We start from the raw sequence: 24,120 nt of genomic DNA, 5'->3' as shown, positions 1-24,120 counted from the left end.
TTTGAATATCAATCCGCTGTAACTCTGGTTCCTCTATGCTCTCCCAAAAGAGCCTTGGCAATACCGTCTTCCTCTTCTAAAGAAAATACGGACAAAGGAAGTCTGTTTTCCAAGCAAAGAATGGATGCGGACAGGTCAATTACCTGCAGTTTTTTCTCCACTACCTCATCAATGCTTAAGCTTTCATATTTCTTTGCATCCGGGAACTTTTTGGGATCCTTATCATAAACGCCGTCAATGGCCTTAGCCAAAAGAATCTCCTTACATTCCAATTCCAATGCCCGAAGCACTACTCCGGTATCCGTAGAAAAGAAGGGATGTCCCGTACCTCCGGCGCAAAATACCACCTGTCCTTTTTTCAAAGCCTTCACCGCCTTATCCTTGGAAAAAAGCTCAGCCATATCTCCTACGGCAATGGAGGACATAATCTTTGTTTTCAATCCGCTGATACGGAAAATTTCAGAAACATAAATACAGTTCATCATGGTGGCTAAAATTCCCACCTGATCTGCTTTGTAGCGGTCCACCTGCTCCGACTGTCTTCCTCTCCAGAAATTGCCTCCGCCAATCACAATGGCAACTTCCACACCTTGGCTTACGGCTTCCTTCACCTGCTTGGCAACGGCAAAAATCACATCATCGGAAAATCCGAAGTGCTTTTCCCCTGCCAGGGCTTCTCCGGAAAGCTTTAACATCACTCTTCTATTTGGCATACTAACCTCCCTTTTGACTTTCCCTAGTTTACCATACAAAAAAAGCCTCGGCAATTCTTCCGAGGCTTTTTCCTGTAAAAATAAACTTTACGAATGATTCCTTAATTATTCCTTTGTAGCATGCATGAAATACCAGAAACCGTTTGGATGATGCCATACATTCTTTAAATTCTCTTTCTGTAACCAGGTATCATTGTAGTAGGCAATAGGAGCAATAGCGGCATCCTTAAGAGCTAACTGCTCTGCCTCATGCATAGCATCATAGTAAGCTGCCTTGTCGGTAAGGGTCTTTGCCTTATCCATAATGGAGTCATATTCCGTGCTGGAATACTTACCGTCGTTGTTTCCGTTTGTTGTTACCAAAAGATTTAACATATTGGCAGGATCATCCCAGTCATAAAGCCATCCCTGTCTTGCAATGTCAAAGTTTCCGGAACGACGGTCCGCAGTGAAGCTTGCCCACTCCAAAATGCTGATAGAGCAATTTAATCCAAGCTCCTTTTTCCATACATCCTGAGCATACTCCGCTACCGGCTTATGATAATCCGTATCATTGGTGGAATAGGTAAATGCAGGGAAGCCCTCTCCGTTGGGGTAACCTGCCTCAGCCAAAAGCTCCTTTGCCTTTGCAAGCTGTGCGTCATAACCCTTTAAATCAAAAGCATTGCCATACTTTTCCTCGGTAACCTTCTCAAAGGAACTTCCTTCCTCCGCATCGGAAACACCGGTTCCCACGAAGTTGGTTGCCGGACTGTAAAGCCCCTGCATAATGCTGTTGGCAATATAATCACGATCCAATGCCAAGGATAATGCTGCTCTCACCTTAGGATTGTTGAAAGGCTCCTTATTGCAGTTGAAAATCATAAAATAGGTTCCGCGCAGGGGATCAATATGATAATCCGCTGTCTTTTGAACACTCTCTAACTCCTCCTTGGGGAAATCTCTGGAAAAATCCAGGTCTCCCTGATTGTAAGCGGTATAAGCTGCATTGGAGTCCTTTACCAAAAGCCAGTTAATGGTTTCAAAGGTAACGTTATCCTTATCCCAGTAATTCGGGTTCTTGGTCAAAACATACTGCTCATCCTGGGTATAGGCGGATACATAGTATGGACCGTTGGAAACGTAAGTCTCGGCAGTGTTGGTCCAAGCGTCTCCGTTTGCTTCAATGGTAGCCTCCTGTACCGGAACCATTACCGCAAAAGCACAGATTTGCTCGAAATAGCTACAGGGATAGGCAAGATGGATAACAAAGGTCTTATCATCCGGTGCTTCTATTCCCAAAGCATCCAGATTGCCTGCAGAGGCCTCCTTATAGCCCTTCACCATGCCCAAAAGCTCTTCCGCATAGGGCGCTGCAGTGGCAGGATCGGCTACTCTCTTCCAAGAATAAAGAAAATCCTTAGCGGTTAAATCAGTACCGTCAGACCACTTTAAGCCATCCCGTAAATGGAAGGTATAAGTTAATCCGTCATCACTCTTCTCATAGCTTTCCGCCTGAGCGGGAACGATGTTTCCGTCCTTATCATAGCGTAAAAGTCCTTCAAAGGTGTGGTTAATCATGTTTGCCGCTTCTCTGGCATTGTTTAATGCAGGATCAATTGTCTCTTGGGGTGGTCCGATTTCCACGTTTAATACGGATTTATCGGAAGCCTCTGCTCCCTCCGCCTTTGTTGCATCACTTCCCTGCTTTCCGTTGTCTGCTGATTTTTGTCCTCCGCAAGCCGCCAAGGATACAGCTACAGCCATGGAAAGTCCCAGAAAAATTTTTTTCTTCATTACTCCTCCTCTTCAATGAAACGAAGCGTTTCGAAAAACTCGAAACAATCGTTAAGTTAAAAACCTTTGAGATTCTACCATAGAAAAACGGTCAGGACAATGCCCGACCGTTTTTCTTTTATATACTTTTTAAATTTCTTTTAAGCTTTCTTACCATACATAAACAGGAAATATCCCGTTGGGGTATGCCAAACATTGCTTAAGTTTGGCTTCTCCAGATAAAACTCCGTGTAGTAAGCCACAGGGCAAGCGCCATAGTCCTTTAACAGAACCTGCTCCGCCTGATGCAGATAATCATAGTGCTCCTCTACATTTGCAGTCTTTCTCGCCTTGTCCACCAAAGCATCAAAATCCGGATTGCTGTACTTACCGTCATTGTTACCGTTTCCGGTTTCAAAGAGGTTAATCATATTGGAAGGATCGTTGTAATCCATTACCCAACCGTTTCTTGCCACATCATAGTTTCCGGAACGGCGATTTGCGGTTACAGTCTTCCACTCCTGGATATCGATGTTCATGGTCAGTCCCAACTGCCCCCAAGCATTTTGCAGGTACTCTGCTACAGGCTTATGGTAGCTGGCATCATTGGTCAGGTAGGAAAATGTCGGGAATCCCTGTCCGTTTGGGTAGCCTGCTTCAGCCAGTAATTCCTTGGCTTTTGCAAGGTTCTCTTCGTATTTACTGTTATCAAAGAAATTACCGTACTTTTCTTTGGTCACCTCTTCAAAGGAGGAGTTCTCCCCGGCATCACTAATTCCGGGACCAACCAGATTGTTTGCGGGAGTATAGGTTCCCTGCATAATGGTATTGGCCACATAATCTCTATCCACTGCTAAGGAAAGAGCCTCTCTTACCTTAGGATCGTTAAAGGGAGCCTTCTGGATATTAAAGCTGATATAATAGGTACCCATCATCGGATCCAAGTGAAATTCCTCATTTCCCTTAAGACTTGGAATCTCCTCGGAAGGAAGGGTTTTTGCCAAATCCAATTCTCCCTGATTGTAAGCGGTATAAACAGAGTTTCCATCTTCAATCAGATGCCAAACAATCTTATCAAAGGTGATATTATCCTTGTCATAATAATACGGATTCTTCTCATAAACGATTCTATCCCCATCCACATATTCCGTCATGCGATAAGGTCCGCTGCTGACATAAGTTTCCGGCTTTGTTGCCCAGGCATCTCCATTTTCTTCTACCGTCTTTTTCTGTACGGGAGCTGTAGAAACAAATGCTGCAATCTGATCAAAGAAGGTGCAGGGGCTACTTAGCTTTACCACAAAGGTATCTTTATCCGGAGCGGAAACCTGTAAAGCATCCAGATCCCCGTTGGAAGCCTCTTCATAACCTGCCACCACACTTAGTAAATCATATCCGTAGGGAGCTGCCAAGGCGGGATCTGCCAAGCGCTTCCAGCTATATACGAAGTCCTCCGCCGTTAAATCCGTTCCGTCAGACCACTTTAAGTCGGGACGAAGATGAAAAGTCCAAGTAAGTCCGTCATCGGAATGTTCCCATTTTTCCGCAAGTCCGGGCACAACATCGGAATTCTTATCAATGCTGAGTAATCCGGTAAAGGCATGCAGAATATAGGTGGCTCCATCAGATGCAGAGTTTAAAGCAGGATCCATGGTTTCCGGAGAGGAACCAACCTGAACATTAAGTTCTCCACCTGCGGAAGCTTCAGAAGCCTCAGCAGCCTGACTGCCGCTCTCTCCCTTTGCAGATTCCTGTTTGCTCTTATCGGCTCCACCACAGGATACCAAAAAGGCCAAACTCAAGGCCGCAATGGGAAGTAGGTACTTTGCTTTTCTCATAAAATTCTCCCTTCTAAAAAATTGGTCATAGTGTCTATATAGGAAGGAGCCTATTCGTTGCTCATAAGCTTTCGAATCACTCCTAAACCTCATGTATTGCAACAGGATTAAACACCCCACCTTACTGTTATTCCTATTATGACAGTATGGCTTTATCTCTTAATTCACCCTGTCTAAATGATGACAGGCTGCAAAATGTCCGCTTTCCACCTCTTTAAATTCCGGCTTCTTCTCCGCACATAAACCGTCTGCATAGGGACAACGGGTGCGGAAGGGACAACCTGATGGCGGATTTACCGGGGATGGGACATCTCCGGATAAGATAATTCTATGGGATGCTCTGGCCACCTTTGGATCTGCAATGGGAACCGCAGAAATTAAGGACTTGGTATAAGGATGCAGTGAATGGAAGGTGATGGTATCACTATCCGCCAGCTCCACCAAATGCCCCAGATACATTACCCCGATTCTGGAGGAAATATGATTTACGATAGATAAATCATGGGCGATGAAGAGATAGGTCAATCCCAGCTCCTCTTGCAAATCCTCAAACATATTCACCACCTGAGCCTGGATGGACACGTCCAAAGCAGAAACCGGCTCATCACAAACGATAAATTCAGGATCCACTGCCAGGGCTCTGGCAATGCCGATTCTTTGCCGCTGTCCTCCGGAGAACTCGTGAGGATAACGGTTGGCATGCTCCGAGTTCAGACCTACTGTAGAAAGCAGAGAAAGAATTTTTTCTCTACGCTCCGCCTTTGACTTACAAAGCTTATGAATATCTATAGCCTCCCCAACAATATCCTCTACAGTCATTCTGGGATCCAAAGATGCGTAAGGGTCTTGGAAAACAATCTGCATCTTCCTTCTGTAGGGAAGCATATTCTTCTTGATTTTCTTTTCCGCATCAAAGATGACTTCTCCGCCATAAGTGATACTTCCGCCGGTAGGCTCTGTTAAACGAAGGATAGAACGGCCTGTTGTAGTTTTGCCGCAGCCGGACTCTCCTACCAGACCAAAGGTTTCTCCCTTATTGATAAAGAAGGAAACATCATCCACAGCCTTAACCACCTTATTGCTTCCTGCCACAGGAAAATACTGCTTTAAGTGACTTACCTCTAATAAACGCTCCGGCATTTATGCTTCCCCCCTTTCCTTCAAAAAGTCTTCCTTCTGTTGCATAAAACATCTGGCATAATGCACACCCTCATACTGATTCTTCTCCGGCTTATGGGTTAGACAAAGCTTCATACAGTTACTGCATCTTGGCGCAAAGCCGCAACCCTTTGGGGGATTCAGAAGATCCACCGGCTGTCCTTCGATAGGTACCAGCTTGGAATAATCATGCTCATGGAACTTGGGAATGGAACGCAGCAGTCCCTTGGTGTATTCATGCTTCGGATTATAGAAAATATCATCCGTTGTCCCGTATTCCACGATTTCTCCGGCATACATTACTGCAATATAATCGCACATGGAGGCCACAACCCCTAAGTCATGGGTAATCATAATAATTCCCATGCCCAATTTCTGCTTTAACTCCTGCATCAGCTCTAAAATCTGTGCCTGAATGGTTACGTCCAAGGCCGTAGTAGGCTCATCCGCAATTAAAAGCTTGGGTTCACAGGCTAAGGCAATGGCAATCATTACTCTTTGCCGCATACCTCCTGAAAGCTCATGGGGATACTGCTTTAATCGCTTCTCCGGCTCATTGATACCAACCAATTCCAAAAGCTCCTTGGCTCTCGCCATAGCCGCTCTTCCCTTTTTATCCGTATGAAGGGAAACCGCTTCCGCAATCTGATTTCCAACAGTCCATACCGGATTCAAAGAGGTCATAGGATCCTGGAAAATAATGCTGACCTCATTTCCCCGAATCTTCCGAAGCTCCTTTTCACTCATTTCATGGATTTTATGGCCATTAAACTCTACCGAGCCTCCCACAATCTTACCATTCTGGGCGGTAAGTCCCATAATGGAGTAGGCGGTAACGGATTTTCCGGAACCGGATTCTCCAACAATTCCTAAAACTTCTCCCTCGCGCATTTGCAGGGTAACGTTATTTAAAGCCTTTACCTCTCCTGCCGGAGTAAAGAAGGATAAACGCTCTTCTTGAATATCCACAAGATATTGACCGGACATATTTTCCTCCTTACTGCTGTTTCAATTTCGGGTCAAAGGCATCACGCAGGCCATCTCCCAAAAGGTTAAAGCTTAAAATGATAATAAAAATCAAGAAAGCCGGGGCAAAAAGTTTTTCCGGATAGGTTTGGAATCCGTTTAAAGCGGCACTGGCCAAAGATCCCAAAGATGGCATCGGTGCCTGTACACCCAGTCCTAAAAAGGAAAGGAAGGACTCGGTAAAAATGGAACTGGGAATCTGTAAGGTAGTGGTTACAATCAGGGTACCGATACAGTTCACAATCAAATGCTTAAAGATAATACGACCGGATCCTGCACCCAAAGCCTTTGCCGCGGTAACATACTCACTCTGCTTTAAAACCATAATCTGAGAACGGACGATTCTGGCCATTCCCACCCAGTACAGCAAAGCAAATACGATAAACATGGAAATCATATTGGAGCCAAGCTTTTGCATCCAGGCAAAGCCCGGTTTGCTGGCCAATGCTTCCAGAGGGAACTTCAAGGTCTGGGCCAAAAGAATAATAATCAGTACGTCGGGAACCGTGTAGATAATATCCACAATACGCATCATGATCATATCCACTAATCCGCCGAAGTATCCGGCGATTGCCCCAAATATGGAGCCAATGACCAGGATCAAAACGGAAGCCACAAGACCTACCGTCATGGAGACTCTTCCTCCTACCAGTACACGAATCATATAGTCACGACCATTTTGATCCGTTCCCAAAAGATGCGGAAAAACCTTTTCCCCTGCATCAATTTGCTTCTGCTCCGTCTTTGAGTACTGCATGGGAGCCAAACGCTCCGAGCCCTTCATCTGCTGTTCATACTTATAGGGATAAACGCCGGGTATCAGAAAGCAGCAAATAGTAATCAAAAAAACAATAAACAGGGCACTCATGGCAATTTTATTTTTCCGGAAACGATGCAAGCCGTCCTTCCAGAAGCTTACGGATTCTCTCATAAAGACCAGAGACTCCTTATCCTCCACAGAAGCCGGAGTAAAATCTTCCAAGCTCCACTGAAGGCTCAAGGGATTATTCTTTATTTCTTCCATTTTATTCTCCTTACTTTAATTTAATTCTCGGATCCACAATCGCATAAGCAATATCCACGAAAAGGTTCATGATAATAATAAATACCGCCAGGAAAATGGTGGTTCCCATAATCATGGGATAATCTCGGCTGGTAATAGAGCTTACGAACTCCGAACCAAGTCCCGGAATATTGAAAATCTTTTCAATGATGAAAGAACCGGTCATTAAAGCGGCAAGCAAGGGTCCAAGATAAGTAATTACCGGTAAGATTGCATTTCGTAAGGCATGCTTGAAAATTGCTTTAAAAGTTGTAACCCCCTTGGCCTTTGCGGTTCTCATATAATCCTGCCCCATAACATCCAGCATGGAAGAACGCATCAATCGTGCCATATAGAAGGTGGGATATAAAGCCAAGGCCACCACCGGCATAATATAGCTTTGGGCATCCTTTAAGCCAAGAGAAGGTAGCCATTTTAACTTCGTGGTGAAGATATAAATTAAAATCGTAGAGGACAGAAAGGAAGGAATGGCTATTCCTGCAGTGGATAAAACCACCAAAAGGTTATCAATAAACTTTCCTCTGTTAAATGCGGCTACAGCCCCTAAAGGAATTCCGGTGCAAACTGCAAGGATTAGGGCAAGTCCTCCCACCTTCGCGGAAACCGGAAACTTTGTCCCGATAATCTGGGATACCGTTCTTCCCCTCTTCTTAATGGATAAACCGAAGTCTCCCTTTAAAATGCCGGTCATATAGGTGGTGTATTGCTGAAATAAGGGCTTATCCAAACCATATTTCGCCTCCATAGCAGCCTGGGCCTGAGGCGTTACTGCCTTCTCGGACAAGAACGGCCCTCCCGGAACCATATTCATAACAAAAAATGTTAATGTTGCTACCAAAAAGGCTGTAATTAAGGACATAATCGCCCTTTTTAAAATATACTTTGGCATAGCGCCCTCCTTCTTTAATGAATTTACAGAGAAATATACACGATATGCCCCGGACTTTCAAGACACAATAAAATGAATTTTGGGCATCAGATTGCATTTTTTTTAGACAATTCTTGGAATCTTTCTTTTTATCAATAAATTTTTTAATTTTATCAAAAGACACAACCAAATAAAGACTCTATTTTGTGTCTTTAATATCGCATAAACTCATCATTTTTATTCGCACTAATGAATAAAAATGAATTTATAATCTTAACGAGTATTACCCGCCCGGTGTGCAATATCTGCTTTAGAGCAAAAAAAGAGAAGGGACTGTAAAAAATCAAAACAAGAAAACTATTTTGATTTTTACAGTCCCATCTCCGTATAGGATAAAAAACTCTATGGTAGAAAAATATCTTATTCACTTTCTCCCGGCATCAGCCAGCCCTTTTGACTGGTATGCAGAAGCTCTTCCGCTCTTTCAGATAGGGGTTTCTCCAGATAATCCTGGTAAACCAGCTTGATAGAAGGATTCTCATGACAGAAACGAAGGGTTCCTTCCCGATCCTGCTTATAGAGAACCGGTGCACGATGGGCAGCCATTTCCTTCTGATCATGAATCGGCTGGCCACCACCGCCTACACAACCTCCCGGGCAGGCCATGACTTCTACAAAGTCATAATGCACCTGTCCCTTCTTTAGAGCTGTTAAAAGGCGATCTGCATTGGCCAATCCGTTAACTACGGCAATCTTTAGCTTATTGCCGGCAATATCAAAGGAGGATTCTTTCCAGCCGTCCATTCCTCTTACATCCTTGAAAGCGTCCGGATTCGGATTCTCTCCTGTTGCCAGATAATATGCGGAACGTAAAGCCGCCTCCATAACACCGCCGGTTGCACCGAAAATATTACCTGCACCGGAGCCCAGTCCTAAAGGCATATCCAGCTCTACATCCTTCATCTTCTTGGGTGAAATATGCATAGCCCGAATCAATCGATTCACCTCTCTTGTGGTTAAAGCTACATCTACATCAAAATTGCCTTCGCTGTCCGTCATATTGGGATAGGAGCATTCCGCTTTTTTCGCAAGACAAGGCATGATGCTGACAGAGAAGATTTTCTTAGGGCTTACCTTTAAAATATCCGCATAATAGCTCTTGGCAATAGCACCGAACATCTGCTGGGGAGACTTGGAGGTAGAAACCTGCGGAATATACTCGGGATAATGACTCTTAATAAATCTAACCCAACCCGGACAGCAGCTGGTAAACATAGGGAAGTCCCCTTCCTGATGGGTTAACTTATGTAAGAACTCGGAAGCTTCCTCCATAATGGTTAAATCCGCTGCAAAGTCGGTATCGAATACATAGTCAAATCCCATTTCCTTTAAGCAGCTGGCCAGTCTCTGCACAGAGGCTTCTTCCGCATCCAAGCCGAATTCCTCTCCCCATGCCGTACGAATGGATGGGGCGATCTGTGCCAGTACAATGGTCTCCGGATCATCTAAAGCATCCAAAACCTTATCCGTATCATCTCTTTCTCTAAGAGCACCTACAGGACAATGGGTAATACACTGTCCGCAAAGAGAACAGGGGGAATCCTCCAAACGATAGAAATCCCGAACATCTACCGTACTCTTTCCGCCACTGTTGATAACATCCCAAACATGGGTAGCCTGAATCTTATCGCAGACCTGAATACAACGCATACACTTAATACATTTGTCATATTCTCGAATCAAGGGGAAGCTTTTGGATCCCTTTTGCTTCGGTAAATCCTTAGGAAAGCTTTCTCCCATAATATTTAAGTCATTGGCAACGTGCTGTAACGCACAGTTCCCGGAACGAACACAGGTGGTGCAGGTAACATTGTGCTGAGATAAAATCAGCTCTACGTTACATTTTCTGGCCTCTCTTGCCTTTTTGGAATTGGTATGCACTACCATTCCCTCCAGCACAGGGCTGTTACAAGCGGCATGGAGTCTCTGGTCTCCTTCCACCTCTACAACGCAGACACGGCAAGCACCAATTTCATTTAAGCCTTTGAAGTAGCAGAGGGTAGGGATATAAACGCCAATTTCCTTAGCCGCTTCCAGGATGGTGGTATGCTCCGGAACACATACTTTTTTTCCATCGATTGTACAATTTACCATTTGCATTCTCTGCCTCCCTTAAAGATACCATAACCAAAGTGATCACAGTGAAGACATCTGCCCGACTCTTGGCAAGCCTCTTCATCTGTCATGCCGTACTCCATAAGCTTAAAGTCCTTAACCCGCTCATCGGCAGGACGCTCTTTCATATTGACACGGCCGGTAGGTGCATTGTCATCGAAACGAACCGGTGGAAGTTCGATTTCAGAGGTAATCTCATGGCAGTAGCCAAGGTACTCATCGATGTTAGCCGCAGCAGTCTTTCCTGCAGCAATCGCACGAATTACGGTTGCAGGACCGGTTACACAGTCTCCTCCTGCAAAAATGCCGTCAACATCCTTCAGTGCAGAGGTATCTAAGGCATTAATTCTTCCGGATTCAATAGGAATTTCCTGATATTCCTCGAACTTACGGAAGTCGATACCCTGACCGATGGCTACCAGAACCAGATCTGCCTTAAGCTCTACTTCAGGTGCCTGAGAATCCTTGGGGGAAGGTCTTCCATAACGTACTCCTCCAATAATCTGGGGCTTAAGCACCAGACCCTTACAATGTCCATTCTCATCCTTCTCAATGCGAACCGGGGAATGAAGCTCTACGATATCGCAACCGTCTGCGATTGCGCCCTCTACCTCTTCCGGTAGAGCGGTCATATCTACTCTACGTCTTCTGTAGGCAATCTTTACGGTCTTTGCTCCCAGACGAATTGCGGAACGCGCCACGTCCATAGCCACGTTTCCTCCGCCCACTACAATGACATTCAAGCCGCTAAAATCGGGATAATCATCATCTCCAATATTTCTAAGCATCTCTACAGCGGAAATTACGCCCTGAGCATCTTCTCCCGGAATACCCAGCTTCTTATCTGTGTGGGCACCGATAGATACGTAAACCGCATCATACTGCTTTCTTAAATCCTTTAAGCTGATATCATGTCCGATGGAGACATCCGTCTTAACCTGGAAGCCGGCCTTCTTTAAGCCGTCAATTTCGTGATCCAGGATTTCTCTGGGAAGTCTATAAGCCGGAATTCCATAACGGAGCATTCCTCCCAGCTGCTTTCTCTGCTCATATACCATAACATCATGTCCCATAATGCTAAGGTAATAAGCAGCACTTAAGCCGGAGGGACCGCCACCTACGATAGCAATCTTCTTTCCGGTCTTATCCATAATCTTCGGTGCGGGAATCTCTCCCTCATGCTCCACCGCATAGCGCTTAAGTCCACGAATATTAATCGCCTTATCCACCATGGTTCTTCTGCAACGAAGCTCACAGGGATGCTCGCAGATTAAACCGCAGGCAGCAGGGAAGGGATTATCCTTTCGAATCAACTGTACCGCATCTCCGTAACGACCTTCATGAATCAAAGAAACATATCCGGGAACGTCTACATGGGCAGGACAAAGGGATACGCAAGGAACCGGCTGGCTTAGCTTGGCAAAACAACGTCCATGCTGTACATGCTCCGCATAGTCCTCGTAGAAACCGCGGATTCCTCTAAGCACCATCTTCGCCGCTTCAAATCCGATGGCGCAATCTGCAGAGTTATAGATTCCTTCTGCAGTTTTCTCAATGGTCTTTAAAGTATCCATATCCGCAGAACCGTCCAATACGGATTCAATCAGACCTTCCAACTGTCCAAGTCCCACTCTACAGGGAGTACACTTTCCACAGGATTGGGAATGACATACATGAACAAAAGCCTCCGCCAAGTCAACAGGACAAAGACCAGGCTGGGACGCCTGAATTCTTCGCTCTATGTCTCGGTAAAGGCCTTCTACGGTTTTTTGGGCTTCATTTTCAGTTACAATTATTAACCTGCTCATTTTTTCTCCTTTGCCAAGACGCTATTGCGTCTTGCTATAGACTCTTCCATCCCTAGCTTAGGGTTCATACTCGCAGTATAACACAAAAAACTTTTTCTTTCTGTTTAAAAAAAGAATTAATTTTTTGTGCAGAGTGCATAATAGACAAAAAATTAACAGGTCGTTTTTTTGTTAGTATACACTAACAATTATAAAAAAAGAAAAAACCGTCAAGGACTTATTTTATCTTTCAATAAGTATTTCCCCGACAGTTTTTTCTAAATTATGTATCCGATAAACAATATAGGATAGCTCTATTGTACTGATTCCCTTTACGCATCCGACGTTTAGGAATGGAATAATTTTTTATTTTGATACTGTGGCTCACAGCTTAAACGAATTCCCAATTTTCCAAGGGTTTTCTCATCAATCTGAGAAAGAATCACCGTGGAATGCATTTCACACTGATTGAGCTGTGCCAGCTGCTCCATACACTTCTCCGCATTTTCATCCGTATTGGCGGAAATTGTTAAAGCAATCAAAATCTCATCGGTATGAAGTCTTGGATTATGATTTCCCAGATGCTCCACCTTTAAATGCTGAATAGGCTCGATGATTTCCGGAGAAATCACCTTTAAATCATCCGGAAGTCCCGCACATTTTTTCAATGCATTAAGCAGCATGGCTGCACAAGCTCCCAATAAAGGAGTGGTCTTTCCGGTAACAATACTGCCATCCGGAAGAGAAATTGCGGCAGCGGGGCCATTGGTCAGTTCCGCCTTTTGTTTTGCAGCAGCAACAACGGGACGATCCGCAATACTGATATTGGCTTTCTCCATTAAAAGCTCTTCCTTCTCCACTATATCGGAAGAAATGCTTCCCTTTCTTTTTTCTACCAAAGCCGCGTAATATCTTCGGATAATTTCCTGTTGAGAGGCCTTACAAACCGCGTCCTCATCGATAATACAGTTTCCGGCCATATTGACTCCCATATCCGTAGGTGACTGGTAGGGAGAGCTTCCGTAAATTTTATTAAACATGGCCTTTAAGACCGGAAAGACCTCCACATCACGATTATAGTTTACGGTGCTTACACCGTAAGCCTCCAAATGATATGGGTCAATCATATTGATATCATTTAAATCTGCTGTAGCAGCTTCATAGGCCAGGTTTACAGGGTGCTGCAAGGGAATATTCCAAATCGGGAAGGTCTCAAACTTGGCATATCCTGCATTTACCCCATGCTTATGCTCTTGATAAAGCTGAGAAAGACAAACGGCCATCTTTCCTGACCCCGGTCCCGGTGCTGTTACCACAATCAAGGAGCGGGAGGTTTCAATATAATCATTTTTTCCGAAGCCCTCGTCACTGATAATCAGGGGAACATTGGAGGGATAGGAAGGAATGGAATAGTGGCGATAGACCTTTATTCCCAGGGACTCAAGCTTACGCTGATAAGCAATAGCGCTTTCCTGACCGGTAAAACGAGTTAAAACCACGGAACCCACATAAAGGCCATATCCCCGGAAGGCGTCAATTAAACGAAGCACATCCATATCATAGGTAATGCCCAAATCGCCTCTGACCTTATTCTTCTCTATATCACCGGCATGGATAGCAATCACGATTTCCGCATCATCCTTAAGCTCTCCCAGCATCCGAATCTTACTGTCCGGATGAAATCCGGGCAATACTCTGCTGGCATGATAGTCGTCAAAGAGTTTTCCGCCAAATTCCAGATATAGCTTCCCGCCGAACTTCGCAATTCTTTCCTTGATATGCTCTGACTGGGTTTTTAAATACTGCTCATTATCAAAACCGATCTTGTCCATCTTTCCCTCCTATTTTTTTACTAAACTGCCACATTTTTAAAAAAGCTCTTTTCGGAAGATTCATTTTGCATGAAATCCACTCCAAATCCCCTACAACAAAAAAGCTATTATACTGCTTTTTGAAATTTTTGCATCTGTTTTTTTATTCTTTATTCCAGAAATAAATCCATATTCTTTTTTTGGTGTTCCACCTCTTTGGAAAAGAATACCGCTACCCTGAAAAAGGCCTTTTCCTCCCCATAGAAGAAAAGCTTTTTTTCCTCTTCCTTTGCATAATATTGTAAGAGCGAATCCGTATAAACCATCCAAAGAATACACTTTCTGATAAGATGAAATAAAGGCAAAATGGATTTTTTCTTTAACCCTGTCATTAAGTAGCGAAACGTGTAATATCTGCAAAACTCTTCCAAATATAGCTTTTCTCTTTCTCTGTAAAAGCTTTGCATTTTATTCTGCAAATCCTTTTCCGCCCTATGAAAAATGGTCTGAAAACTCTTCCACAATTCGCCTCTCCCTTGAATTTCCTCATTCATTTTGCAATATTCTCTAAAGCTTTCCTCTGAAAAAAACGGCTCCGTTAATCCGTTTTCCAAGGCTTCCAATTCTTTACAATATGGAAAAGCTGTATTTTCATAAAACAAAATCTCTTCTCCCTGTAAAAATACCGTTTTCAGCTCCGCAAAAAATCCATGAATATCCTTAGGAAAGTCGGGTAAGGCCTCCCAAAGACTTTGTCGAAAAGCCAAAAGAGAAACCAGGTTTTCATTCTGTCCGTTACGGTCAAAGTTATTTTCCGGCATATCCTCCTCTTCGGAAATTCTTTCATCCTCCACCTCTTCCCTAATCAGTTCCCCTTTCCAGGACAGAATAGCCTTAGCTGCCTCTTCACAGGATAAATGCAGATCCAGCTGCATATAAGGATGAACAATATATTCCTTTCTGGGATAAGCATCGCAGACCTTGGAAAGCTCCTCTTCTCCCCTTTCTCTCTGAATTTCACAAAGACCATCCTCCTGAAGAAATGGACATCTTCCATCCTTCTCCACCTCAAAATAAAATTCGCCGTCCTTTTTATGGAGCTTCTTGCTAAGTTTCTCTCCTAAAGCACCGCCCATTTTTTGATATTTTTCCGCAGTATCAAAATCAATGTCAATTAACCAGTCTTTGCAACAGCTGTCTTTACAAGCCTTCCCTATACAGGCAAAATCCGGATAAAAAAGAGGATACTCTAAAAGCATAGGCTTAATCCCTCCCTTACCTGAAAATGGCTTTCTGCAAAAAAGCGATATTTGGCCGCCTTGTATTCCGCCAAATTTTTAGCCTTTCGAATCTCCTTTAAGCCCTTATCTCCGCCCCGGTAGGACTTGGCAAAATAACTCCAAAATTCTTTGTACTTTGCCAATATATTTCTTTCTCCTTGAATTTCTTTGGCAAAATTCTCTTCCACCAAACTGAGAAAGTCCTTAAACTCTCCTTCCTCCAAAACCTTTCCGCCTCGAGCCTCCCGAAAAAGAGCCGGATTGGACAGGAGCCCTCGTCCGCACATTATCCCCTGAATCCGGGGAAACTTTTCCTGTAGAAACAAAATATCCTCCCCTGTTTCCACATCTCCGTTATATACAAGGGGAAGCTTAGAGCATTTACAAATATTTTGAAAACAAGATAAATTCACTCGGCCGGAATAATACTGCTTTTGGGTTCTGGGATGAACGATGATTTCCGAAAAAGGAAAATGATTGAATACCGCAAAAAGCTCTTCCCATTCTCCTTCTGTATTTAAACCTATTCTTGTCTTTATGGAGACCTTCATTTTCGAATTCTTCAGCAAGGAAAAAAGCTCTTGAAAGAAGTCTTCCAATACCATTGGATTTCTAAGCATGCCGGAGCCTTTCCCCTTAGCCACCACGGTCCCGCTGGGACAGCCCAGATTTAAATTACACTCTTGATATCCCAACCCCTCAAGATATTCCATAGTCGCATGAACAAACTCCGGACGATTTCCCATAATTTGGGGAATCAGCACTAAGCTATTATTGTTCTCTACTGCACAATCTCGTTCAATTCTTCCGGTATAATGTCCTTCCTCATTGGAAGAAATAAAGGGACTAAAATATCCATCCGTTTCCGGAAATAAAGCTCTATGGGCATTCCTAAGAGGATAGCCTGTAATGGATTCCAATGGGGCAAAATAATACTTCATAATCTCTCCTAAAAATTTCCGGTGAAAAAGGCCAAAAACAGCAGAATAATCAGCATTTGTCCATGTACCATAAGATAATGCAAAAGAAAAAGCTTCAGGTTCACAAGCTTAGCTTTACGTAAGAAAACAATAGCCATAATACTGCTATAGTTTAACGCCAAGGGGTGAATCGTGGATAATATGGAAGCCACAATCAGCTGTCTTCCCTTGGTGCTGAAGGAGGACAACAGTACAGCGGCAGGAAGTCTTGTGAAAATTTCCGACAGAATAAAGCCTCTACCGGTCTCATGGGCAAGAATCCATTCTCCAAACAAGCGGCTAAGCAATGCACTATGATAGGTACTTTCCTTTAACAGCAAAATCAAAAAGAGAAAAAGAAATAGAAAGCCATCCAGCTTTAAGAAAATTCTTCTTCGAAAGATAAGCGTATAAAAGCTAAGAATGGGGAAAAGCAAAAGAATCGGAAGAATTCTTAGATAGGATAAAAAAATAAAAATGGAAAACACAAAAAAATGAAGCAGGGAATTGGTGTCCAATCTGCTTTCCCTGAAATTCCCCTGAAATACGTCATTTTCTTCCTCTTTTAAAATCAGTACATAGGGAAGCAAAAAAATTCCTCCAAAAAGAAAGAAGATAAAGCTAATCCGTAAGAAGGACAGAAAGCTATAGCCATATTCTAAAAACAAATATAGGGAAGAAAGGCTGGTGTAGGGAAAGAGAAAACTTCCGATCTCTCCGGCCAAAACCTGTAGAACCAGAGTATGCACCAAAAGATATTTACAATTTTTTTCTTTTCCCAGGCTGTCCAATGTGATGGGAATCATCACAAACAGACTCAAAGTATCTCCAAAAAAGGTAGAAAATAGAAAGCTAAAGAAAATCAGTCTGCGGGATAAGCCTTTTCTTGTTTTACTGCGGTTTAACTGCTTGTACACCAAATGATGCAAATATTGGCTTTCCATCAAATACACGGACAGAAGCAGAATGGAAAGCATGGAGAAATACTTCTCTACGGGAAAACCCTTTAGAAAAGAGAAATCCGGATACTGAAAAAGGCAGGATAGAAGCACCAATCCTGCCATGATAAGCAATACAATATTTTTGGATTTACGAATGGTAATGCTTTTAATCTTCATTATGATTGATAAAACCCTCGCCATGTACTTCCCGCACATCGGAAATGATAAAGAATGCTTTATCATCCATACTGTAAACCTGGTCCTTCACTCTGGTCACCTCTCTTGGACTCAGCACACAGTACAGCATGGTAATTCCCTGTCTGGTATACATTCCCTTCGCATCAATACCGGTAACGCCTCGTTCCAGCTCTTTCATAATCCATTGAGAAATTTCCTCTCCCTTATTGGAAATAATAGTAACCGCCTTAGCAAAGTGCATACCGTCAATAAAGGAATCACAAAGTTTGGTGAAAACATATACGGATACAATGGCATAGCAGGCCTTGGTTACCCCAAAGAGCTGTAATCCCCAAAGCACTACAGCACCGTCGCAGAACTGTAAAAGCTTCGCAATGGATATATGCTTAAAGCGAGTTTGAATAATCGCAGCCATCAAATCCGTTCCACCGGTAGTGCTGGATGCCGCAAAGACCAAGCCGCAGCCAATTCCCATAAGAATGGCACCAATCACAGAGTCTAAAAATAAATCATCTGCAGGAATCAGAGTATAATCCGGAAGTACATACAAAATAAAGGAGCATAGCATGGTGGCAAATATGGTTCTGGCAATAAATTTCCATCCCTTAGTGAGATATCCAAGACCAAAAAGCGGAATATTAATAACGGTATTACTTAACCACAAGGGCAGACCGAATAAGTGTCGAAGGATAATGGATATACCGGAAACTCCTCCGATAATTAATCCTGCCGGATCATAAATATTTTTGGAGGCAATGGAAATTAATAGGGAGCCTATAATCATATAACAATAGTCCCGAATTAAACGTTTTTTCTTGTTATCCATTTCTCCTCCTTCAATACTATGGATTCCATTCCATAGTTCCTTGCAACATTTTATAAAAATGTCTTAAAACGCCTTAAAAACTTTTATGCTCTTCAAAAACTTTCATACTCTTTAAAGCTCTTTAGGTGCTTCCTAATATTTTAATACTTTTGAAGTTCATCCTCTTTTTGTAAGGTAATAATACTCAGCTTCTCCTTTAGTAAAGGAAGTAAGTCTTCCATCGCCTGCTTTTCAATGGTGATACAGCCGGAGCTCTCCCAGGTATCCGGCGCCTTGATATGTAAGAAAATAGCGGAGCCCCTACCAAATACTACGGGATTTTGATTAAATCCGATGGCCAAAGCCTTTTCATAGCAAATCTTATAGGAATACAATCTTTCCCCGGTAATCTTCGTAGGACTTTCCACCCAGGTATTGTAAGTATTTTTCTCTCCGGACCAATAGGAAGTCCTTTGAATCTGCTTATAAGGAAGCTTTGTATTTACAGAGCTAGGAAAGCCGAAGGCAAAGGAAATGGGATAAGCACCTAAAGGAGTGGTTCCGTCCCCTTCCTTTCTTTCCGTTCCTTCTTTCAAACCGTTTCTGCCATAACCGTTGTATGTTTTCCACTGTAAATAATAGCGATCCTCTCCCTTGTTCCAAAGGCTTAATTCATGGTCCAGCATTACAAGAAGCTGATCTTCCTTTTTTCCTGCCTCTGTTTGGAATAGTTTTTTGCCAATCCGAATCTCCGTATCGTTATTGGACGTGGAAGTTTGGGATTCCAGTTTTTTCTGATAAAGCTCCCCCGGACCTGCAAATGCTGTAAATATCATAGACAGGCAAAAAAGACTAAGAATCAGGACACTTGTAAGTACCATCTTAGTCTTTTTTTGCTGTTTCTTTTGAGAGAATAAATTCATAGCTTTCCTTTCCTTTTTCGCTCTGAAATATCTTGATACAATCCATAACATCATATCCAATTCAGGAAAGCTTGTAAAGGAAAAATAGAATTCATACCCTTAGCTTATTTAAATTTATCCTGCCTGATTACTCTCTGTTCCCTGAGTAGCCTGTTTATTTCCAGCCTGAGTATTCTTCTTTGAAGAATTATTCTTGGAATTCTTGCCGGACTGATTCTGAGAACTGTTGTCAGACTTCTTCTTAGTATTGTTCTTGGAAGTATTTCCATCATTCTTATCGGATGTACCTACATTTTTCTTGTTCGAATTCTTTTGAGATTGACTATTGGAAGATTTTGAATTCTTCTGCTTATTCTTCTTACTTTCCTGTCCATCCGTTCTGCTTCCTCTTTCCATTCCCTGACCATTGTTCATGCTGCCCTGTCCTCTGTCACCGGGCATTCCCTGATTTCCATTCATTCCTCTCTGACCTCTTCCGCCGGGCATTCCTTGACTGCCATTCATGCCGCCCTGTCCTCTGTCACCGGGCATTCCCTGCTCACCATTCATGCCTCCTCGTTCCATTCCTTGACCGTTATTCATTGGAGGCATTCCCATGCCATTGTCGTCGGGGGGATTACCGGGGAAGTTGTTGCCATCTCCACCGGAGAATCCGCCCCTATCACCGGGCATGCCCTGGTTGCCGTTCATGCCGCCTTGGAATCCTCCGTTTGGAGGGCCACCCTGTGGACCGCCGCCATTCTGTCCTCCATTTTGTCCGCCATTAAAGCCTCCGTTTGGAGCACCGCCCTGTGGACCGCCGCCATTCTGTCCTCCATTTTGTCCGCCATTAAAGCCTCCGTTTGGAGGGCCGCCCTGCGGACCGCCGCCATTCTGGCCTCCATTTTGTCCGCCGTTAAAGCCTTTATTTGGAGCAGCTCCCTGTGGGCCGCCATGGCCCATTCCGCCGCCCATAGCATTTCCATTTCCAATAGTATTAGCAATAGAACTTACGGTAAATTCTTCAGTAGTATCTCCTATAGAAAGCTTATAGCTCTGATTATTGCTAAGCTCCGGAGAGGAGAACAGCACTACACCGTAGCTGTTTAGCAAATCGGAAACATTGAAGATTTCTTTTTCCTTGCTGTCAGTAATTTTAATTGTGCTTCCCGCATTTTGATTATTGCTGAGATAATCTACCATAAAGGCCTGGGTAGAGCTGTTTCCGTCAAAGGTCTGGAACATTTCGTTGTTTCCGGCTACCAAAACCGTACCGCCGGTAATGGTTCCTGTTCCATTGTAATCTAAAGGTCCGTTTCCGTGTCCGGCGCCATCTACTATAAGAGTTCCGCCGCTAATGTTTAAGTCTCCGTTGGAATCCAGACCGTCACCTCCTGCATTTACCCGAAGGGTACCGCCATTGATATTGATATATACTCCTTCCTGTGCGGCAAATTCATTTCCTGAATTGCTGTCGCTTGCCGCATTTAAACCGTCGTCCTGAGACTTTACGGTAATTGTACCTCCATTAATATCAATAGAAGCGCCCTCCAGTCCCTCATTGGAGTTCTCGATATTTACCGTTCCTTCATTTACCACCAGCTTACCGTCTGCATGCATACCGTCATCAGAAACGGAAAGGCTATAGCTTCCTTTAGATACCGTCATATCTCCATTGGTGTTAAAGCCGTCCTGTCCTGCAGTAATCGTAAAGCTTCCATCATTGATAGTCAGATTGTCCTTACCATTAATGCCGTGCTTTGTAGCCTCGACAGTATAGTTTCCGCCTTCAATCGTTAAGCTGTCTTTACCATGAATTCCGTCCTCATAATTTCCTTTGACATCCAGACTACCGCTTCCGCTTAATATTAAATCGGATTTACTGTAAATTGCCGCATCGGGAATATCCTCTGTCTTTTTATTGGAAGAATTGGAATTGCTGTCTTCTGCGGTATTGGCCGCTCTAAGATCCTGTACAGAGTTCTTGGAATTCTCCGCCAAAGTTAGGGTGAAATCCCCGGAGGTCTTCCCATAAATAGGAGCTGTTTCCTTGTTGCTGATGCTGAAGTTATCCAAAACCAAGTTGACCTTATGGGTATCTCCCGCCGCAATCACCACCTGACCGTCCTCCAAATTTCCGGAAAGTCTGTAGTTCCCCGCAGCGGAAATGGTAATGGTTTTCCCCTCTACAGAAACGCCATTTCCGTTTGTTTTAATCTCTCCGTTTTCCACGGTAATCTTGGTTTCACTTCCCGTAGACTTTTCCGCCGGCTTTTGGCTTGTAGCTTGTGTATTATTGCTCACTGTTTTATTCTGTGCCGCATTGGCTGTACTTCCACAGGCCACCATAATGCTACTTAATCCCAGACCTAAAGCCAAGGCTGCAAGCTTATTGTAATTTACCTTCATTTTCTTCTTCATTTTTTTCTTTTCCTTTCTGTACTCTTCAGATAAATAATTCTCCCTAAAATAATCCTTCTTCATTTTTCCATAGATTCCCTTTTTCATCCTTTTCTTGTTCCCAAAAAGAATATGTTCTGCTTTTTCAATTTCAACATCTCCTTTCTTTTTGAGATAGCCCCAGTATAGAAAGCTTTGCTGAAATGAAACTGAAAGAATGTCAGAAAGTTTCAAACATGAAAAAAAGACCGATAAATCCGTATGAGCCGAATCTATCGATCTTTTTGCTGATTTTTTTATCTATAGAATTTAAGAAAAGAAAATTATTTTGTGTATCTTCCGTATCCGTATGGCTTCTTGTAGAAAACATCGTGCTCTCGAACAAAGTCACCGGTTCTTGTACAGTGAATAATGGTTCCGTTTCCGGAATAAATTCCCACATGATAAATGGTACTTGGGGAGGAACCGTAAAATACTAAATCACCGGGCTGTAACTCTTCCGCGGAAATCTTCTGTGCAGAAGCATACTGGGAACGGGAATCTCTGGGGATGGAAATACCGAATTTCTTAAATACCTCCTGGGTAAATCCGGAACAATCCGCACCGGTACTAAGAGAAGTTCCTGCCACCTTATAGGGAAGTACTGCAATGAAGGAACGGGCATAGCTGATTAACTCCGTTGCCTCGGACTTCTTTAAATCCTGTGCACTGTTTCCAACATTTCCGCTGAAATTCTCAGCCTTATTCTTAGCAGGTTTTTCCGTTGCAAGATTGCTGTCCCCTTCCACTTCGGGGCCGGAATAAGAGCCGGAAACCTCCAGAACATCCTGTCCGCTCTTCTTTTCTTCCTTTGCACTTGCCTTCTTGGAAGCGGAGCTCTTTTTCTCCACAGAAGGCTTCTGGTTTTCCTGATCGGAAACTGCTGTTCCCAAATCCAAGTCAGAACCCATCACATCAATGGTTCCGGAGCTGGACTCGCTCTTACCGTTGGTATAAACTCCCGCTTCTCCGATAGCCTTCACCTGCACAACACCATCTTTAAGCCAGGCACCGGTAGTATCTACCTTATATCCCTCCACCGTGGTATTGGACTTTAGCCATCCGTTGGCATCAAAATAATAGCACTCTGCAATGCCGTCACCGTTACCGTCAATCCAAGCCCAGGTAGCCTTTGGATAGGTTCCATCCTGATGATTGTACCACCATTTATTGCTGTTCTTGCCGTTTCCCTTCTGCCAACGACCTGCATAAGCCGGGATGGCAGAAAAAAGAGAAATCAGACAAATAGAGTTCACTACTAAAATTTTCCAATTCTTCTTCATTTTCTTTTCCTTTTTTAATAAAATGATACATCTGCATGATAAAGCATAGCTTCTTTTTTCGCAAGTTCGAAATGAGATTTGTAAGCTAATCCGGGGAAATGTTAGGATTTTGTAATAATTTGAATGATTAAGCCATGGGGCAGACACACAATGGGCAGGTCCGGATTTTCCACACTGATGGCCGGGGTCCGTACACAGATTTGATTATTACAGTTGGATTCGGTACAAAGCACCTTTCCATCCTTAATTTCTATAAAGTTCACCTCATGTTTTGCAGGATTTACCTCATCTTCGGAAAGGGATGCCAGATTTTCCTTAAAGTCCACTTCTCTGGCCTCGTTATCCATAATCAAAATTTTGCTGTTTTCCGAGAGATTTTTTTCAATCAGAACAATTCCGTTTTTTAAAATCTGTACCTTTCTGGCATCCTTTTTGGCAAAAGCCTTTGGAAGAAAAAAAGATAAAGCTGCCATCAGACATACAAGAAGAAGAATGATAAGGACTCTCTTTTGTTCCTTTCTCTTCTCCCCTTCCGGTGAACCATTCTTATCCGCCAAGTTCTGCTTTTCCTTTGCTTCAGAAAGCTCCGACTCCATGCTTGTTTTCTTTTCTTCCTTTCCCTGCACTTCCATAACTATTTCAACTCCCTATCTTATCTATCGACCGTTTTACTCAAAAAAAATCACCAATGAAACGAGATATCGCACGCTTTGCAATCGATACTCGTTATGAATAAAAAAGCAGGGAAGCCTACTCTGCTTCCCCACTAAAGAGAGGCCACAAACCAGACTTGAACTGGTGACCTTCTGATTACGAATCAGATGCACTACCGACTGTGCTATTGTGGCATCCCCCGCAGTATAGCACAGCTTCTTTCTCCATGGCAAGAGCGAAATACAAGCTTATTCCGCTTCCAAAAATGAAAAAGTAAATTCCACTCATCTGTCTCCCGGTAGATTTTACTTCTGCACAGTTGATATTTTCTCTTTCACATTTCTCATGGTATGTTTAGAGCTCCTTCTGACAGCAATGGAAGGAGTTTATTATGAGTAAAATTATTCCCGGTAACCAAAAACATCTTTCTTTAGAAGACCGACTCTTTATAGAACAAAGTCTAAA

At 43.3% G+C, this 24,120-nt stretch carries 18 protein-coding genes and 1 tRNA gene; all 19 read right to left on the bottom strand.

What is annotated here, in order from left to right:
- Nucleotides 1–8: 8 nt before the first annotated feature.
- Entirely contained in the window at nt 9–713 is a 705-nt protein-coding gene (gene pyrH / locus HNQ46_RS06545; RefSeq protein WP_183683983.1) for a UMP kinase, read from the bottom strand.
- A 105-nt stretch (nt 714–818) separates the two neighbouring features.
- Nucleotides 819–2,489 carry a peptide ABC transporter substrate-binding protein gene (locus tag HNQ46_RS06540; protein WP_183683982.1) on the bottom strand — a complete coding sequence of 557 codons (1,671 nt, stop codon included), beginning with the start codon at nt 2,487–2,489 and terminating at the stop codon, nt 819–821.
- A 140-nt stretch (nt 2,490–2,629) separates the two neighbouring features.
- On the bottom strand, nt 2,630–4,306 hold the full coding sequence (locus HNQ46_RS06535) for a peptide ABC transporter substrate-binding protein (RefSeq protein WP_183683981.1): 1,677 nt from the start codon (nt 4,304–4,306) through the stop codon (nt 2,630–2,632).
- Nucleotides 4,307–4,465: 159 nt separating this feature from the next.
- Nucleotides 4,466–5,446: an ABC transporter ATP-binding protein gene (locus tag HNQ46_RS06530; RefSeq protein WP_183683980.1), complete on the bottom strand. Its 981-nt coding sequence runs from the start codon at nt 5,444–5,446 to the stop codon at nt 4,466–4,468.
- Nucleotides 5,447–6,451: an ABC transporter ATP-binding protein gene (locus tag HNQ46_RS06525; protein WP_183683979.1), complete on the bottom strand. Its 1,005-nt coding sequence runs from the start codon at nt 6,449–6,451 to the stop codon at nt 5,447–5,449.
- 10 nt (nt 6,452–6,461) lie between these two features.
- Nucleotides 6,462–7,514: an ABC transporter permease gene (locus HNQ46_RS06520; RefSeq protein WP_183683978.1), complete on the bottom strand. Its 1,053-nt coding sequence runs from the start codon at nt 7,512–7,514 to the stop codon at nt 6,462–6,464.
- 10 nt (nt 7,515–7,524) lie between these two features.
- Nucleotides 7,525–8,442 carry an ABC transporter permease gene (locus HNQ46_RS06515; RefSeq protein ID WP_183683977.1) on the bottom strand — a complete coding sequence of 306 codons (918 nt, stop codon included), beginning with the start codon at nt 8,440–8,442 and terminating at the stop codon, nt 7,525–7,527.
- Nucleotides 8,443–8,841: 399 nt separating this feature from the next.
- Nucleotides 8,842–10,575: a [FeFe] hydrogenase, group A gene (locus tag HNQ46_RS06510; protein WP_183684086.1), complete on the bottom strand. Its 1,734-nt coding sequence runs from the start codon at nt 10,573–10,575 to the stop codon at nt 8,842–8,844.
- Nucleotides 10,569–12,404: an NAD(P)-binding protein gene (locus HNQ46_RS06505; protein ID WP_183683976.1), complete on the bottom strand. Its 1,836-nt coding sequence runs from the start codon at nt 12,402–12,404 to the stop codon at nt 10,569–10,571. Before HNQ46_RS06505 ends, HNQ46_RS06510 begins: the two co-directional genes overlap by 7 nt.
- Before the next feature lie 326 nt (nt 12,405–12,730).
- On the bottom strand, nt 12,731–14,215 hold the full coding sequence (locus tag HNQ46_RS06500) for a DUF1846 domain-containing protein (RefSeq protein WP_183683975.1): 1,485 nt from the start codon (nt 14,213–14,215) through the stop codon (nt 12,731–12,733).
- A 149-nt stretch (nt 14,216–14,364) separates the two neighbouring features.
- A complete protein-coding gene (gene fliB, locus HNQ46_RS06495) occupies nt 14,365–15,453 on the bottom strand; it encodes a flagellin lysine-N-methylase (protein ID WP_183683974.1) in 1,089 nt (362 codons plus the stop codon).
- Entirely contained in the window at nt 15,444–16,415 is a 972-nt protein-coding gene (locus HNQ46_RS06490) for a tRNA dihydrouridine synthase (protein ID WP_183683973.1), read from the bottom strand. Before HNQ46_RS06490 ends, fliB begins: the two co-directional genes overlap by 10 nt.
- An 8-nt stretch (nt 16,416–16,423) precedes the next feature.
- Nucleotides 16,424–17,575, bottom strand: a complete 1,152-nt coding sequence (locus tag HNQ46_RS06485) for a hypothetical protein (RefSeq protein ID WP_183683972.1) — start codon at nt 17,573–17,575, stop codon at nt 16,424–16,426.
- Nucleotides 17,541–18,398 carry a YitT family protein gene (locus HNQ46_RS06480; protein WP_183683971.1) on the bottom strand — a complete coding sequence of 286 codons (858 nt, stop codon included), beginning with the start codon at nt 18,396–18,398 and terminating at the stop codon, nt 17,541–17,543. The genes HNQ46_RS06485 and HNQ46_RS06480 overlap by 35 nt, the downstream gene beginning before the upstream one ends.
- Before the next feature lie 140 nt (nt 18,399–18,538).
- A complete protein-coding gene (locus HNQ46_RS06475) occupies nt 18,539–19,258 on the bottom strand; it encodes a L,D-transpeptidase family protein (protein ID WP_243155873.1) in 720 nt (239 codons plus the stop codon).
- Between the two features lie 156 nt (nt 19,259–19,414).
- A complete protein-coding gene (locus HNQ46_RS06470; protein WP_183683969.1) occupies nt 19,415–21,787 on the bottom strand; it encodes a carbohydrate-binding domain-containing protein in 2,373 nt (790 codons plus the stop codon).
- A gap of 215 nt (nt 21,788–22,002) precedes the next feature.
- Nucleotides 22,003–23,001: a C40 family peptidase gene (locus HNQ46_RS06465; protein WP_183683968.1), complete on the bottom strand. Its 999-nt coding sequence runs from the start codon at nt 22,999–23,001 to the stop codon at nt 22,003–22,005.
- A 101-nt stretch (nt 23,002–23,102) separates the two neighbouring features.
- The gene (locus HNQ46_RS06460) at nt 23,103–23,633 is read right to left on the bottom strand and encodes a NusG domain II-containing protein (RefSeq protein ID WP_183683966.1); all 531 of its coding nucleotides are present in this window, start codon (nt 23,631–23,633) and stop codon (nt 23,103–23,105) included.
- Between the two features lie 143 nt (nt 23,634–23,776).
- Nucleotides 23,777–23,849 (bottom strand) — tRNA-Thr (locus HNQ46_RS06455).
- Between the last annotated feature and the right edge of the window lie 271 nt (nt 23,850–24,120).

The sequence above is a fragment of the Oribacterium sinus genome (assembly GCF_014202695.1).
Classification (GTDB): Bacteria; Bacillota; Clostridia; order Lachnospirales; family Lachnospiraceae; genus Oribacterium; species Oribacterium sinus.
Note: the sequence above shows the minus strand (reverse complement) of the source record. Positions and strands in the feature narration are given on the sequence as shown.

What these genes read in the sequence shown, in the direction of transcription:
- HNQ46_RS06490 (WP_183683973.1), bottom strand. Translation starts at nt 16,415, where the DNA reads ATGAAGTATTATTTTGCCCCATTGGAATCCATTACAGGCTATCCTCTT.
- HNQ46_RS06540 (WP_183683982.1), bottom strand. Translation starts at nt 2,489, where the DNA reads ATGAAGAAAAAAATTTTTCTGGGACTTTCCATGGCTGTAGCTGTATCC.
- HNQ46_RS06510 (WP_183684086.1), bottom strand. Translation starts at nt 10,575, where the DNA reads ATGGTAAATTGTACAATCGATGGAAAAAAAGTATGTGTTCCGGAGCAT.
- HNQ46_RS06505 (WP_183683976.1), bottom strand. Translation starts at nt 12,404, where the DNA reads ATGAGCAGGTTAATAATTGTAACTGAAAATGAAGCCCAAAAAACCGTA.
- fliB (WP_183683974.1), bottom strand. Translation starts at nt 15,453, where the DNA reads ATGCTTTTAGAGTATCCTCTTTTTTATCCGGATTTTGCCTGTATAGGG.
- HNQ46_RS06470 (WP_183683969.1), bottom strand. Translation starts at nt 21,787, where the DNA reads ATGAAAAAGGGAATCTATGGAAAAATGAAGAAGGATTATTTTAGGGAG.
- HNQ46_RS06515 (WP_183683977.1), bottom strand. Translation starts at nt 8,442, where the DNA reads ATGCCAAAGTATATTTTAAAAAGGGCGATTATGTCCTTAATTACAGCC.
- HNQ46_RS06500 (WP_183683975.1), bottom strand. Translation starts at nt 14,215, where the DNA reads ATGGACAAGATCGGTTTTGATAATGAGCAGTATTTAAAAACCCAGTCA.
- HNQ46_RS06475 (WP_243155873.1), bottom strand. Translation starts at nt 19,258, where the DNA reads ATGGTACTTACAAGTGTCCTGATTCTTAGTCTTTTTTGCCTGTCTATG.
- HNQ46_RS06520 (WP_183683978.1), bottom strand. Translation starts at nt 7,514, where the DNA reads ATGGAAGAAATAAAGAATAATCCCTTGAGCCTTCAGTGGAGCTTGGAA.
- pyrH (WP_183683983.1), bottom strand. Translation starts at nt 713, where the DNA reads ATGCCAAATAGAAGAGTGATGTTAAAGCTTTCCGGAGAAGCCCTGGCA.
- HNQ46_RS06460 (WP_183683966.1), bottom strand. Translation starts at nt 23,633, where the DNA reads ATGGAAGTGCAGGGAAAGGAAGAAAAGAAAACAAGCATGGAGTCGGAG.
- HNQ46_RS06480 (WP_183683971.1), bottom strand. Translation starts at nt 18,398, where the DNA reads ATGGATAACAAGAAAAAACGTTTAATTCGGGACTATTGTTATATGATT.
- HNQ46_RS06465 (WP_183683968.1), bottom strand. Translation starts at nt 23,001, where the DNA reads ATGAAGAAGAATTGGAAAATTTTAGTAGTGAACTCTATTTGTCTGATT.
- HNQ46_RS06535 (WP_183683981.1), bottom strand. Translation starts at nt 4,306, where the DNA reads ATGAGAAAAGCAAAGTACCTACTTCCCATTGCGGCCTTGAGTTTGGCC.
- HNQ46_RS06485 (WP_183683972.1), bottom strand. Translation starts at nt 17,575, where the DNA reads ATGGCGAGGGTTTTATCAATCATAATGAAGATTAAAAGCATTACCATT.
- HNQ46_RS06530 (WP_183683980.1), bottom strand. Translation starts at nt 5,446, where the DNA reads ATGCCGGAGCGTTTATTAGAGGTAAGTCACTTAAAGCAGTATTTTCCT.
- HNQ46_RS06525 (WP_183683979.1), bottom strand. Translation starts at nt 6,451, where the DNA reads ATGTCCGGTCAATATCTTGTGGATATTCAAGAAGAGCGTTTATCCTTC.